This is a genomic window from Priestia sp. BR_2, assembly GCF_041954005.1.
Taxonomy (GTDB): domain Bacteria; phylum Bacillota; class Bacilli; order Paenibacillales; family Paenibacillaceae; genus Paenibacillus_AQ; species Paenibacillus_AQ lautus_A.
On the sequence record NZ_JAVFHM010000229.1, the window covers coordinates 63,752 to 78,145 of the forward strand.

11 protein-coding genes are annotated in these 14,394 nt (G+C 52.5%); 10 read left to right on the forward strand and 1 reads right to left on the reverse strand.

The window, feature by feature from the left end; genetic code table 11:
- Positions 1–130: 130 nt before the first annotated feature.
- From uvrA to RB298_RS18335, 3 genes are all read left to right on the forward strand, one after another.
- Complete coding sequence (gene uvrA / locus RB298_RS18325; protein WP_486047906.1) at positions 131–2,632, forward strand: excinuclease ABC subunit UvrA; 2,502 nt, start codon at positions 131–133, stop codon at positions 2,630–2,632.
- Positions 2,633–2,661: 29 nt separating this feature from the next.
- A complete protein-coding gene (locus RB298_RS18330) occupies positions 2,662–4,425 on the forward strand; it encodes an ABC transporter ATP-binding protein (RefSeq protein ID WP_486047908.1) in 1,764 nt (587 codons plus the stop codon).
- 97 nt (positions 4,426–4,522) lie between these two features.
- Positions 4,523–4,912 (forward strand): tautomerase family protein, encoded by a 390-nt coding sequence (locus RB298_RS18335; RefSeq protein ID WP_096776105.1) that lies wholly within the window; start codon positions 4,523–4,525, stop codon positions 4,910–4,912.
- A gap of 84 nt (positions 4,913–4,996) precedes the next feature.
- Here RB298_RS18335 and RB298_RS18340 read toward each other — a convergent pair whose 3' ends face one another.
- On the reverse strand, positions 4,997–7,108 hold the full coding sequence (locus tag RB298_RS18340; RefSeq protein ID WP_486047910.1) for a multicopper oxidase family protein: 2,112 nt from the start codon (positions 7,106–7,108) through the stop codon (positions 4,997–4,999).
- 146 nt (positions 7,109–7,254) lie between these two features.
- Here RB298_RS18340 and RB298_RS18345 point away from each other — a divergent pair, with 146 nt between their 5' ends.
- The 7 genes from RB298_RS18345 (at position 7,255) to RB298_RS18375 (ending at position 13,745) form a co-directional block, all read left to right on the forward strand.
- Entirely contained in the window at positions 7,255–7,941 is a 687-nt protein-coding gene (locus RB298_RS18345; RefSeq protein ID WP_096776104.1) for a response regulator, read from the forward strand.
- Positions 7,938–9,044: a HAMP domain-containing sensor histidine kinase gene (locus RB298_RS18350; protein WP_486047913.1), complete on the forward strand. Its 1,107-nt coding sequence runs from the start codon at positions 7,938–7,940 to the stop codon at positions 9,042–9,044. Before RB298_RS18345 ends, RB298_RS18350 begins: the two co-directional genes overlap by 4 nt.
- Before the next feature lie 43 nt (positions 9,045–9,087).
- Complete coding sequence (locus RB298_RS18355; protein ID WP_009593611.1) at positions 9,088–9,990, forward strand: LysR family transcriptional regulator; 903 nt, start codon at positions 9,088–9,090, stop codon at positions 9,988–9,990.
- Between the two features lie 360 nt (positions 9,991–10,350).
- Positions 10,351–11,541 (forward strand): glycine C-acetyltransferase, encoded by a 1,191-nt coding sequence (locus RB298_RS18360; RefSeq protein ID WP_486047914.1) that lies wholly within the window; start codon positions 10,351–10,353, stop codon positions 11,539–11,541.
- Between the two features lie 17 nt (positions 11,542–11,558).
- Complete coding sequence (locus tag RB298_RS18365) at positions 11,559–12,527, forward strand: NAD-dependent epimerase/dehydratase family protein (RefSeq protein ID WP_192571001.1); 969 nt, start codon at positions 11,559–11,561, stop codon at positions 12,525–12,527.
- Positions 12,528–12,560: 33 nt separating this feature from the next.
- Positions 12,561–13,130 (forward strand): helix-turn-helix domain-containing protein, encoded by a 570-nt coding sequence (locus tag RB298_RS18370; protein WP_090909377.1) that lies wholly within the window; start codon positions 12,561–12,563, stop codon positions 13,128–13,130.
- Between the two features lie 108 nt (positions 13,131–13,238).
- The gene (locus RB298_RS18375) at positions 13,239–13,745 is read left to right on the forward strand and encodes a hypothetical protein (RefSeq protein WP_486047915.1); all 507 of its coding nucleotides are present in this window, start codon (positions 13,239–13,241) and stop codon (positions 13,743–13,745) included.
- Positions 13,746–14,394 lie beyond the last annotated feature (649 nt).

Genomic DNA, 14,394 nt, shown 5'->3' on the forward strand with positions numbered 1-14,394 from the left:
ACATAAACCTTAAAGCTCCGTGACGGCTTTCGCCGTTGAAAACAGTGGTGGAGCAACCTTCGCAGGTTTGAAATTTTGTACTTGCATCAATGTTGTAAGATGGGTTTGTAAAATGAAGGAGGTAGGGAAGATGGAAGGAACGATTAAGATTCGCGGTGCCAGGGAGAACAATCTGAAAAATGTTTCGCTTGAGATTCCCAAATACAAACTGGTCGTCATGACAGGTCCGTCCGGCTCGGGCAAGTCTACGCTGGCCATGGATACGCTGCAGCGGGAATGTCAGCGGCAGTACATGGAATCCATGGGCATGGTGTCGGACACGGTCAGCAAGCCGAAGGTGGATTCGATTGAAGGGCTCTCCCCGTCGATCAGCGTGGGTCAGCACATTACGAACCGGAACCCGAGATCTACCATCGGAACGGTGACGGATATCTATACGCTGCTCCGGATTCTGTTTGCCAAGCTGGGGGAACGAAGCTGTCCTTCCTGCGGCGACAAGGTGATACCGAGTGTGGACGGAGAAGCCTATCACGGTCCTTCTGACGAGGAAGAAATCAGCGATTCCCACGAGACGGTTCATTGTAGGCGATGCGGTCATGGTCTCGACAAATTGACGATGTCGCATTTTTCCTTTAACAAGCCGGAAGGCGCATGCGAAACGTGCAGCGGACTCGGTCAAACGGTCAGCCTGAACATGGAAGCCGTGTTCCAGCTTGATTTGAGCCTAAGAGACGGCGGGGTGGCAATATGGTACAGCGCTCTCACCGATTATAACATCAGCATTCTGAAAGCAGCAGCCAAGTATTACGGGTTTGTGTTCGATGAGTTTATGCCGCTTCGGGATTATGGCGACGTTCAGCGCGATCTCCTGTATTATGGCGTGGAGAGTGAGCCGTTCAGCCGGCACTTTCCTGACGTGAAGCCGCCGAAGTCCGTAGGACAAGGCAAGTACGAGGGCGTAGTCACCGGAATATGGAGAAGGTACCGGGAGAAGGGGAGCGAGTCCGGGGAAGCGTCCCTGTTTCATGAGCATGTCTGCCCGGATTGCCACGGAACGAAGCTGAAGGAGGACAGCCGCCGCGTCCGGATTGACGGCGTTTCCATTAACGAAGTTAACGCATGGTCGATCGGGGAAGCGCTGAATTGGATGGAGGCGCTGCTGAAGAAGCTGAAGGCGGACCAATTAACGATCGTGGAACCGCTCATTTATGATTCCGTCGTGAGACTAAAGCGCATCATGGATGTCGGGCTGGGTTACATGTCCATGGAGAGGCAGGTCGTCACGATGTCGGGCGGGGAAGCTCAGAGGCTTCGGCTCGCATCGATTCTGGGCTCCGGCCTCACGGGCGTGCTGTACATTTTGGACGAACCGACGACGGGTCTGCATCCCAAAGATACCAGGGGACTTATCCAGGTTCTGAAGCAACTGAGGGATCTCGGCAACACGGTGCTTGTCATCGAGCATGACGAAGAAGTGATGCGGGCCGCCGATCATATCATTGATATCGGACCGGGTGCGGGAACGATGGGCGGCACGGTCGTCGGTCAAGGAACGCTGGAGGAATTGATAGGGAATCCCGAGTCCGTGACCGGATCGTATTTCCGGGATCCCACGATGCTGGCGGCTCCGAGTCGGCGCAGGACCGGAAACGGCAGCCTGCTGACGATCAAGGATGCACATCTGAGAAATCTGAAACATATTACGACCTCTTTCCCGCTAGGCTGTCTCATATCGGTGACTGGCGTATCGGGATCTGGTAAATCCACGCTTTTATTTGATCTTCTGGCGGAATCCGGAAGCGATCAATCAACTCCAATCGGCTGCAAAGCCATCACGGGCTGGGAATCGGTGGGACAGCTGATCAAGGTTGACCAATCGCCGGTATCCCGAATGCAGCGCTCTAACATTGCTACCTATACGGATGTTTACACTCATATCAGAAACTGGTACGCCAGCTTGCCGGAAGCTAAACAGAATCAACTGACGGCCAAGCACTTCTCTTTTAATACGCAAGGCGGGCGCTGTGAGACATGCCAAGGCCTTGGCGTCGTGTCCGTGCATATGCACTTTCTGCCGGAGCTGGAAGTACGCTGCCCGGACTGCAAGGGCAAGCGCTTCAAGGAAGAGGTTCTCCGGGTGACTTTTAACGGTTACACCATTTCCGATATTCTGGATATGACGATTGAGGAAAGTCTTGCCCTGCTGGAAGTGAAGCCAAAGATCATGGAATTGACCCGGCTGCTCTGCGATGTCGGACTTGGATATTTGAAGTGGGGACAATCGGTGAGCACCCTTTCGGGCGGCGAGGGACAGCGGATCAAATTAGCAAAGGAACTGAGTAAAAAAACGAAAAAGCACACGCTCTATTTGCTGGACGAACCCTCGACCGGACTTCACCCGGGCGATGTCCGGCAGCTTCTCGTCCTGTTAAACCGTTTGGTGGATGCGGGGAACACCGTGATGTTGGTTGAGCACAATCTGGACCTGATCTGGAATTCCGATTGGATCATCGATATCGGGCCTGGCGGGGGAGCAGCCGGCGGATCGCTGGTGGCGACAGGAACACCCGAAGAAGTGGCTGCAGTGGAAGCCTCGTTTACAGGCCGCTTTATCAAAGAAATCTATATGTGACGGGTTGAACGAGAAGGGAGGAAGTTGGAATGGAGCAAACCGTAGATGAGAAAGGCAAGGTAACAAAAACCACGGTTCGATATTTTATCAAGCTGCTGCGTTCTTTGGGCATTCCGAAGCTGGTGCTCTTTCTGGCGATCGTATTAAGTTTGGTCGGGGCGGTGACGGGACTTATCGTCCCGCTCATCACCGGCCAGCTCATCGATAATTTCGCAGCAGATGCGTTTAATATTCGCATGGTCGGCTTTCTGGCCGTCCTCTTCCTGCTGGAAGCCGTGGCCAGCGGTCTTTCGTATTATATGCTTGCCTATGTCGGGAACCAGACGGTGAACAAAATTCGGAAACGGCTCTGGACGAAGGTGCTGGCCCTGCCGGTTCCGTTCTTCGACAAGCATCGCTCGGCCGAGACGATGAGCCGTGTGACCAACGATACGAATGAAGTAAAGACGCTGATCACGGATCATCTGATCGCTTTTTGCTCGAATCTGCTGACCGTTTTGGGGGCTGTTGCGATCCTGTTTTACCTGGATTGGCGGATGACCCTCATCATCCTGATTGCCGTTCCGGTCGGGTTCGGCATTTTGATGCCCATCGGCGGAAAAATGTACAAAATCTCCATCAGCATGTATGGACAGCTGGCCCAGCTGTCCGCCATGCTGACCCAGGTGATCGGCGAGATCAGGCTGGTGAAAGCCTCCAATGCAGAGCGGAGGGAGGAGAAAAGCGGGTATGAGGATATGGACAGCCTGTACCGTTTCGGCATGAAGGAAGCCAAGATTAACTCGGTTCTGATTCCGTTGATGTCGATGGTCATGGTCGTTCTGCTGGTGGTCATCATCGGATACGGCGGCGTTCGCGTTTCTTCCGGTGCGCTCAGCGCCGGCGAGCTGGTATCGTTTATCCTGCTGCTCTTCCAAATCATGTTTCCTTTCAGCCAGTTCGCCACGTTTTACTCCCAGCTCCAGAAGGTGATGGCGGCAACCGAGAGATTGCGGCTTATCCTTGAATTCGAACCGGAGAGCGATCATCGTGCGGTGCGGCCGGCACCGGAAGGTCATCGGGACGTTGAATTCAAAAAGGTTACGTTTGCTTACCATGAAGGTGAAACCATTCTGTCCGACGTAACCTTTTCCATTCCAGCCAAGAAGGTCACTGCCCTGGTCGGGCCCAGCGGCAGCGGCAAAACCACGGTTTTTTCCTTGATCGAGCGTTTCTATGCGCCATCCGGCGGGGAGATTTGCTTCGGTTCGGAAGCAATCCGCGATTATACGCTGGAGTCCTGGCGGCGAAAGCTCGGATATGTGTCCCAGGACAGCCCGCTCATGACCGGAACGATTCGGGACAATATCGTCTATGGGCGAGAGGAGACGGTCTCCGACGAGGAGATTGCGGAAGCAGCGCGGCTCGCGTACGCGGAAGGGTTTATCGAGGCCTTGCCGAGAGGGTACGACACGGAGGTTGGCGAGCGGGGCATCCAGTTATCCGGAGGTCAGCGCCAACGGGTGGCGATTGCAAGGGCTTTGCTGCGGAAGCCGGACATCCTGCTGCTGGATGAAGCGACGGCAAGCCTGGACAGCGACTCCGAGCACGAAGTGCAGAAGGCGCTGAACAATCTGATGGTGGAACGAACGACCGTGGTCATTGCCCATCGGTTATCGACCGTCGTCGAGGCGGACCAGATTATTGTGCTTGAGAAAGGTCATATTACGGGAAGCGGCACGCATGAAGAATTGATCCGAAGCCATCCGTCCTATGTCGAGTGGGCAAAGAAGCAGTTCCAGACGGGGGAATAGGGACGGGGCAGGAAGGATTATTTACTGCCTGAAACGAATATAACGACAAGGTGACATAGCCTTTAGTTTAGATGAGATTAGAGGAGATGAGCAGAGCATGGCACAGATCAAAATTTACGGCGTCCGGGAGCGGCTGAACCCGGTGAAGGAGCAGCTGTCGGAAGTGATACATTCGTGCGTGGTAGACGCATTTGAACTTCCGGCGGATAAGAAATTTCATCGTTTTTTTCCTATGAGTCGGGAGGATTTCTACTTCCCTGACGGGAGAACGGATCGTTACACGGTGATCGAGATCAGCATATTTGAAGGCCGGACGGTGGAGGCTAAGAAACAGCTGATTCGATTGTTGTTCGAGCGGATTCAGCATACGCTGCATGTTTCTTCCCAGGACGTGGAGATTACGATTTTCGAAACGCCGCAGCACAACTGGGGAATCCGTGGGCTTCCCGGGGATGAACTGGCTTTAGGGTATAAGGTGAATATTTAGAGGCTTAGCTAGTATTAACAATTGCAAACAAGCGCTCGATTACCGCTGGCTCCGGAAGCCTGGTGATCGGCGCTTGTTTTTTGTTCATTCGTGTTTATTTACGGTGGCACTCCCGATTTCGTAAGGCGTGTAAACCCCCTCATACATGAGATGCATCGACATCCCGGCCGCGGCATGTTCCAAATTGTGGCAGTGACCCATCCAAAGTCCCGGGTTGTCGGCTTCAAACGCAGCTTCATACGTCTCGCCTGGCGCTACATTCAGCGTATCCGTCCACCAGGGACTTCCTACGACGGGTTCTCCATTACGCTTCAAGACGAGAATATGGTGACCATGCAGATGCATCGGATGATCCATGAAGCCCCGATTCACAAACTTCATTTTTACGATATCCCCTTCACGTACCATGAGAGACGGCGTATTCGGAAAGACATAACCGTTGATGGTCTGCACATTGGTCATCGTGCCGTTATAGAAGCCCACGCGGTTGTCGAGCACAAGCGTAAAGTTACGGTCATAGACGGTATCGGCGTCAAAAGGAACCGAGGACGGCGTGCCGTACTTGGCCGGATTGAATACCGGGCCCTCCCGGCCAGGAAGCGGCAGGTCCCGATCATTGCCGGCCATAACAATCGCTTCGCTCCGTTCGTTGATCGCATCGGCAGTATGCGTCAACGATACCGCATGATCCGGCATGGCAAAGGAAATATCGTAGCGTCCGCCGGCAGCCAGCAGCAGCTTTTGATTTTGTATCCACTCGGGACCGTTGAGATCCACGCCGTCAATGGAGGTTACTTTAAAGGATGCTCCCGATAAATAAAACATTTTAGGCATGTTATGTGCATTGATTAATCTTAACCTCACGGTTTTGCCCGGCATTACGGTCTGCCGCTGGAGCTTTCCCGTGGCTCCTAAGGTGAGCGTTGTTCCATTGCTCGTTCCTTTCGGATGAGCCATCACGGTTAAATCGACTTCTTCCAAAACGGTAGCGTCATCCGGTTCGATGACAAGCGTGCCATACAGCCCTTTGGCAACCTGCACCGAGGATTGCTGATGGGAATGATACCAGTATGTGCCCGTCTGTTCCGCGATGAACCGGTAGATAAACCGTTCTCCTGGCATGACGGCATTCTGCGTTAATCCTGCCACGCCATCTTCTCCGTTCGGAACATTTAGTCCATGCCAATGGATCGTAACGCCATCCTCCACATCGATATTGACCAGGGTAACCTCGACCAGCTCGCCTTCCTGAATACGGAGTTCCGGACCGGGAACGAGGCCGTTAAAAGCCCATACCTCTTCGGTTTCGCCTGAGGGCAAGGTGAGCAGCTTTTTCTGTGCGCTTAATTCGAATGTGCGGTCAGGCTTTGAGGTCTGCGGTCCGCGCAAGCTGGCTACACTAATCGATTTAATATTCTCTGCAGAAATGCTCGATGCTTCCGCGTGATTTCCATGATGGCTATGGTTCCCAGGTCTTCCGTTGCTGTCATGACGATGGTCCATCATACTCATTCGGTCCGGCAGCCGGGACGAGATCAAGCCGGCGGTAACCATTATGGAGGTGATGGCAATGACGAGCAGGCACTTCCATGAGAATCGGATAAGTCTCTGCTTGTAGGTTACACGGTGATCCATGTTCAATGAATGCTGCCATTCCTTGAATTGTCTTCTGCAGGAAACCCACGCCATGCCCATCAGGATACCGAATGCAATCCAGACGGTTATAAAACTGCTGAATCGGAGTGGAGATTGCGAGAGAAACAACATGTATAAGCAGGAGCATGCTGCTGCGTAGAACGCTGCCGAAAAAGGCGCCGCAAGGATGCGGTTGTTCAGGTATCCGCTTGAACCGTCGTTTAACTTTGCATGAAGCTCCGATAATTTGCGACTCGTTAATACGGGCAGCGAGAAGAAAATGACTGCGGAAATCGAGAGCGCATAGAGCGGCCACTGGATGAACACCTTGTCTTCGACAAACGCCCAATCGGCATTCCACAGCACCGCACCCGCAGCGAATTTAAGCCCTGTCATGATTTTGGCGGGCCACAACCAGAAGCGAAGTTTGTTTAGATGCTTATGCAGGTCTTCCTTCGGTTGCGGCAGGCATGTCTTTTTTGCTCTGTAATAGACGATCCACCATATAAAAAAAATTAGAAATGTTAATACGTAGTCAAACATTAGCCAGCTTCTCACCATTGTGTACGCCCCTTTACATTTGTTTTGCATTCAGTGTACAGATCAAATGTGTAGAACTGTTGGAGATGATCTTTTCATTCTGTGTAGGATCACTTCTTATGCTGGAAACGGGTTATAATGGTTCTAAAAAGTGAGAGGTTATCGCAATGGAAACGACGCTGTTGCTTGTGGAAGACGAAGTGGCGATGCTGGAAACGATGAAGCTTTATTTAGAGGGCGAAGGGTTCCGGATTCTTGCCGTAACCAATGGTCAAGATGCGCTTGAGTGCGCCCGAAGAGAGCAGCCCGCGCTTGTGGTGCTGGATTGGATGCTGCCTGGAAAGAGCGGAATCGAAGTGTGCAAGGAGCTGAGGCAATCCAGTGCTTGTGGAATCATCATGGTGACGGCGAAATCAGAGGAAACGGACAAAATTATTGGCCTGGAGCTTGGTGCGGATGACTACATAACCAAACCCTTCAGTTTGCGGGAGCTGACCTCCCGCATTCGCTCGGTTCTCAGACGAACGGCTCCAATCCAGGTTGAGGCGTCGCCTTTGCAGCGCGGAGATCTGTTGATATCGGAAACCAAATGCCAGGTTACGCGAAACGGGGAGCTCATCCCGCTGACTCCGACCGAGTTCAAGATCTTGCTGACGCTGGCCAACAGGCCGGGGGTTGTGTTCAGTCGATTGCAGCTTATGAAGGCAGCTATGGATGATGATTTCATGAATTATGAACGCACCTTGGACTCTCATGTCAGTAAACTGCGCAAGAAGCTTGAACCTGATCCTGACCATATGAAATACATTCAAACGGTGTATGGGTTTGGATATCGATTCGGTGAGCCGAGATGACGGTGCGCGGCAAAATATTCTTGGCGATGGGCGTCCTGGTTATGCTTGTAACGGCCGCGTATATCGGCACAACGCAAGGCTACTTGGGAAGCCTGTTTGCCCGGTATGCTCCCGAGGGAAGCGGGGGTGGCCTCGGAGGGGAGCATCTCGAGGGATTAAGTAAATATGTGCTTGGCGAAATGAAGATGAAAGCTCTTATGGTGACGTTGTTTGTTGCATGCGCTGTGGTCGTTTTGGGTTACTGGCTTTCAGGTCTAATTATTCATCCGCTCCATAAACTGATCGCGGTCATGCGAAAAGTGGCCGATGGAGACTTGACAACGGAAGTGCCGATCAAGCGAAAGGACGAGTATGGTCAGGTTGGGGAGGCGTTCAATTCCATGACGCACCAATTACGAGAGGCCATGGACCTTCGAAAAAGACTTGTCGAAGATATAGCGCATGAATTAAGGACGCCGCTATCCATCGTTCAATCTAAGCTGGATTTGATTCAGCAGTCCCCAACCGATGTGAAGCCGGAAGTTTTGCTTCCCCTTCACGACGAAGTGCTGCGTCTGGTGCATTTGGTGGATGAGCTTCATCTTCTGAATACGGCGGAAGCGGGGGAGTTAGTCTTATATAAAGAGAAGACCGATCTGAACTTGCTATTGGGCAATCTCATGGAGCTCATACAGCCGGAGGCGGATGCTTGCGGGGTTACGTTAAAGGGGCCAGAATATCGGGATTCGGCATGGGTTCTGGTCGATCCGAAACGGCTGAAGCAGGTATTACTTAACTTGTTGACCAATGCGCTGCGGCATACGCCGGAAGGTGGAAACATTTCGGTTCGAATCGATGCGAGGGACCTGTCCGGGCAGATTGCGATAAGCATAACGGACACGGGCACGGGCATACCTGCTGATGCGCTTCCTCATGTGTTCGACCGATTCTACCGGGTGGATAGCGGAAGAGGCAGGTCGACAGGAGGCTCTGGTCTGGGGCTTTCGATTGCTAAACAGATTGCAGCGGCTCACGGTGGATACATCCAAGTACAAAGCGAGCTTGGCAAGGGGACGGAATTTACGGTAATCCTTCCCTGGAGCCATGATAGCAGTAAAATTTAACGTGCGAATGTTATCCTTGAAAGTATAAAAAGGGGGAATCACTTTGACCTTACAACAATTAAAGTATGCCATCGAAGTTGCCAACCGTGGTTCCATGAACGAGGCGGCCAAACGATTATTCATTTCCCAGCCCAGCCTGTCCAACGCGATCAAGGATCTGGAGGAAGAGCTTCGCATTACGATATTCGAGCGGACGAACAAAGGAATATCCTTGTCCAAAGAAGGCGCGGAGTTCCTCGGCTATGCGCGGCAGGTGGTGGAGCAGGCAGAGCTTCTGGAAGGGCGTTATCTGAACGCAAAGCCTTCCCCGCAGCATTTTTCGGTATCCACGCAGCACTACGCCTTTGCGGTCAATGCCTTCGTGAAGCTGGTCCAGGAATACGGGCAGGATGAGTACGAATTGGCGCTGAGAGAAACGAAGACCTACGAAATCATTCAGGACGTCAAAACCCTGCGCAGCGAGATCGGCATTCTCTACCTGAACGAATTCAATGCCAAGGTGATCAACAAGCTGCTGAAGGATGCAGGGCTTCAGTTTACCAGCTTGTTTACGGCGAGGCCGCATATTTTTATCAGCATCAAAAATCCGCTGGCCAAGCAGTCGATCGTGACCATTGACGAGCTTCAGAATTATCCGTATTTATCCTTCGAGCAGGGGGAATACAATTCGTTCCACTTCTCGGAGGAAATCCTCAGCACGCTGTCTCACAAAAAAAGCATCCGGGTCAATGACCGTGCAACCCTGTTCAATCTGCTGATCGGTCTGAACGGGTATACCATTTCGACCGGGGTGCTGAGCGCCGACCTGAACGGGAACGAGATTATTCCGGTTCCGCTCGCCTGCGATGAGACGATCAACGTCGGATGGATCAGCCATAAAAACGCGACCCTGTCCAAGCTTGCCGCAGCTTATGTCGAGGCGCTGCATGAAGCGATTGCCACCTGATTTTGATGGGATAGCTTCATACTATAGCTGGCTATAGTTTATTAGAGTTACTTATAACAGCAGCATGATGGATACCTTTCTTACTCGCCCAAACGGAAGAACAGCAGTTGGAGAAACTGAGGTTCATTAAAGATTTCGTGTACGAAATTTGGGTCTCGTAATTATTCATTCACCCTTTAGTACTCATAACGGCAGGCTGGCAGGCAGCCTACCATGAATGCTGAGGGGATTTTTTTTGCCAGAAAATCTAATATAACATATTTATGTACAGGATATTGCATGCGTGTGACTTTTTGCATACAATGGAATGGTAAATGATATGTACGTTAAGATACTTCGGATCCACGGGAGGAATTTCATATGTCCAGTCAATCGTTAAGCGCTTTCTTACAGGATAATCTAACGGAACTCAAGCAGCAAGGGCTCTATAATACCATCCAGCCTCTTGAAAGTCCGAACGGTCCGCTCATTGCCATTCAGGGTCGTGAATTCGTGAATTTATCTTCCAACAACTATCTCGGACTGGCAAATGATGAGCGACTGAAAGAAGCAGCCATCCGGGCTACGACCGATTTCGGAACAGGAAGCGGCGCCGTTCGCTCCATTAACGGAACGCTTTCACTTCATGTAGAGCTTGAGGAGAAGCTTGCGCAGTTCAAGGGAACCGAAGCGGTGCTGACGTATCAGTCCGGTTTCAATTGCAATATGGCGGCGATCTCGGCGGTGATGGGTGCCGGGGATGCGATTTTGTCGGATGAGCTGAACCATGCGTCCATTATTGACGGCTGCCGGTTGACCAAGGCGAAGGTTATTCGGTTTAACCATTCGGACATGGACGATTTGCGTTCGAAAGCAAAAGAAGCGAGAGAATCCGGTTTATACGGCAAGATCATGGTGATTACCGATGGCGTGTTCTCGATGGATGGCGACATTGCAAAACTCCCCGAAATCGTGGAGATCGCCGAGACCTATGATCTGATCACTTACGTGGATGACGCGCATGGATCGGGCGTGCTTGGCGGCGGTGCAGGCACCGTGAAGCATTTCGGGTTGTCGGATCGGGTGGATATCCAGATCGGAACCCTGTCCAAAGCGGTTGGCGTTGTCGGCGGTTATGTTGCTGGATCGCGCGACCTGGTGGATTGGCTCAAGGTTCGCAGCCGTCCGTTCTTGTTCTCGACTGCGCTGCCTCCAGGTACCGTAGCCGCTTGCATTACCGCTATCGACATCCTGCAGAACAGCAAAGACCTGCAAACGAAGCTGTGGGAGAACACCCGTTATCTGCAGGAAGGCCTTAAGCGCCTTGGTTATTCCGTCGGCCGCACGGAAACTCCGATTACGCCTTGCATCATCGGAGATGAAGCAACGACCCAGACATTCAGCACGAGATTGTACGAAGAAGGCGTGTATGCCAAATCGATCGTGTTCCCGACGGTACCAAAAGGTACGGGAAGAGTTCGGAATATGCCAACCGCCATGCATACGAAGGAGATGCTGGATCGCGCACTTTCCGCATATGAAACCATCGGACGCGAGCTGGGTCTGATCTAATAAGGGGGCACGAGTTTATGAAACGAATTATGGTAACCGGTGCACTCGGTCAGATCGGCTCAGACCTGGTGGCGAAATTGCGCCAGATTTACGGCGAAGAAGCCGTTCTTGCAACGGACATTCGCCAAATCCATCATGAAACGGTCCTATCGGGACCGTTCAAAACACTGGACGTAACCGATCACCATGCATTTCACGAAGCGGCTAAAGAGTTTCGGGCAGATACGATCATTCATCTAGCGGCTCTGTTGTCGGCCAAGGCAGAATCCAATCCGGCACTGGCCTGGAATCTGAACATGGGCGGTCTGTTAAGTGCGCTGGAGACGGCGCGGGCCTTGTCCTGCCAGTTCTTTACGCCGAGCTCCATCGCGGCATTCGGGGCGGACACCCCCAAAAACGCAACGCCGCAAGACACGCTGCAGCGTCCGCTAACCATGTATGGAGTCAGTAAGGTCTCCGGGGAGCTGTTGTGCGACTATTATTACCATAAATACGGAGTGGATACCCGGGGATTGCGCTTTCCGGGACTGATCTCCCATTCCGCGCCTCCGGGCGGGGGAACGACGGATTATGCGGTTGAGATGTATGTGGCCGCGATCCGCAGCGGAAGCTATACTTCTTTTATTGATAAAGGGACCTACCTTGATATGATGTACATGCCGGATGCGATTTCCGCCATCATTGCATTGATGGAGGCGGATCCGGCTAAGCTGAAGCATCGCAATGCTTTCAATGTTACGGCAATGAGCGTCGATCCTGAAGGAATTGCGGCCAGCATTCGCCGGCATATTCCGGATTTCAGCCTCGACTATGACGTGGATCCGGTCCGTCAAGCGATTGCAAGCGAATGGCCGGACTCGATTGACGCAACTGCGGCACGCGAAGAATGGGGATTTGATGTACAATATGATTTGAACCATATGACCGATGATATGGTGTCAAAGCTTATGGAGAAGCGGCGGGCTGATCAGAGCAAGATCAGTTAACGGCTTAGTTTCAGAAGGAGGATATGGTTACACTTGGAACCCATTCATAAAAAGGTAGGGAGAAATCTGCAAGCCATCCGTAAATCACGGGGCCTCAGCCTCGATAACGTAGCCGAGTTGACCGGTGTCAGCAAAGCCATGCTGGGACAGATCGAGCGTGGGGATTCCAACCCGACGATCTCGGTATTGTGGCGCATCGTCAGCGGCCTCGGCATTTCATTCACCACGCTCATCGAGGAGGCGGAAACCGAAGTGACCGTGGTCTCTCCGGATGACGTGGAGCCTTTTCACGAGGCGGAAGGCGCGTACCGGGTGCACCCTTTGTTCTCCTACAACCTGCGTACCAAATTCGAGTCCTATATGGTCATCATGGATCCGGGTTGCGATCACGGGTCCGAAGCTCATAATGACGGCGTGGAGGAGTATATTTTTGTGCATCAGGGAGAGCTTGAGCTTTGGCGCGAAGATGAAAGCTATACCGTGCCTGCCGGAAGCTCCGTCCATTTCTCGGCTAACCGGCCTCATCGGTACGTCAACCCTGGTAACGAAACGACGAAATTTTACACGATTATTTTCTACGCGGATGCCGCAGCCAGGGGATGAATACCTTCGTGTTGGCGGGCCAGTGATCGTGGTACTCTAGCGACCGTTTACGAGTTAAACGTGCTGTGAGTTGAGTTGTATGGCGGTGTGACGGGGATGCTAGTATAGGTGTATCCGGCATTGCGATGGAGCGATTTGCCAGCGTGGAGCGTCCAAAGCCCTGGAGCCGCTTGGGCGTGTTGCGCGGCGAAAGACCGGGAATGCGGCTTGGGCGTGTGGTCAAAGCCTGGCAAAGCCGCTGGTCTTGTAGTGCGGCGAAAGCCTGGCAAAGCCGCTCGGCCGTGTTGCGCGGCGAAAGCCTGGCAAAGCCGATTGGCCGTGTGGCACGGCCAAAGACCGGCAAAGCCGCTCGGTCGTGTGGAGCGGCTAAAGTCCGGCAATGTTGCTTTGCCGTGTTGCGCGGCGAAAGCCTGGCAAAGCCGCTTGGGCGTGTGGCGCGGTCAAAGACCGGGAATGCGGCTCGGTCGTGTGGAGCGGTTAAAGTCCGGCAATGCGGCTTTGGCGTGTTGCGCGGCCAAAGACCGTCAATGCCGCTGGTCTTGTGGTGCGGTCAAAGCCCTGGCAAAGCCGCTTGGCCGTGTGGCGGCTAAGCCTGGCCTTGCGGAACAATGGTAATTGCCGTCCTGCCATGCCTTGGTAATCTGCCCAGTGTACACGCGGTGTTTAGCGGACACAGGAGACCTTATTTCGTAGAAAATAGAGGTTTGAGCGAAATTATCGGACAGGGAATCCGTTATTCTCTGAAAAGAGCGGTATTATGGCTGCTTTCGGAGTAAATAACGGATCTGGTGTCCGTTAGAACGTTAATGGACCTCATATCTGGAAAATAACGGATCTGCTGTCCGTTAGCGCGATACGAGGGCCTCTTATCTGGGAAAAAACGTATCTGATGTCCGTTAGCTACGGCGTGGGCGTTCGGCGGGTGTTCTTGTCCGCCATCGCCGCAGCTTCGATCCGGCAGAGTAAACGAAGCCGAGTGTGGACCGACAAACGCTAGTTTCCTTTGCCGCCTATGCTCCTTTAAGTAGTTAGTTATCGATTTGTCTGACAGTGCATCACCGTTTTTTGCATACCCATTATGAACAGAGGCGGGATCAGGAATGTAACCTGAAACTTGCCTTTTTGTTTTACCCTTCTGAAAAGCAAAACTCCCGGCAGTATGGGTCATCCTCGTTCCTGTTCCCAGCTATTCTCTCTGTACCTTATTTCGCACATTTCTCAAAGTACCGTTACCAGTTACCGCATTTTCGCATTTTCCCCCACG

Coding starts and splice junctions, on each gene's coding strand:
- uvrA (WP_486047906.1), top strand. CDS start 131: ATGGAAGGAACGATTAAGATTCGCGGTGCCAGGGAGAACAATCTGAAA.
- RB298_RS18335 (WP_096776105.1), top strand. CDS start 4,523: ATGGCACAGATCAAAATTTACGGCGTCCGGGAGCGGCTGAACCCGGTG.
- RB298_RS18340 (WP_486047910.1), bottom strand. CDS start 7,108: ATGGTGAGAAGCTGGCTAATGTTTGACTACGTATTAACATTTCTAATT.
- RB298_RS18360 (WP_486047914.1), top strand. CDS start 10,351: ATGTCCAGTCAATCGTTAAGCGCTTTCTTACAGGATAATCTAACGGAA.
- RB298_RS18350 (WP_486047913.1), top strand. CDS start 7,938: ATGACGGTGCGCGGCAAAATATTCTTGGCGATGGGCGTCCTGGTTATG.
- RB298_RS18330 (WP_486047908.1), top strand. CDS start 2,662: ATGGAGCAAACCGTAGATGAGAAAGGCAAGGTAACAAAAACCACGGTT.
- RB298_RS18365 (WP_192571001.1), top strand. CDS start 11,559: ATGAAACGAATTATGGTAACCGGTGCACTCGGTCAGATCGGCTCAGAC.
- RB298_RS18345 (WP_096776104.1), top strand. CDS start 7,255: ATGGAAACGACGCTGTTGCTTGTGGAAGACGAAGTGGCGATGCTGGAA.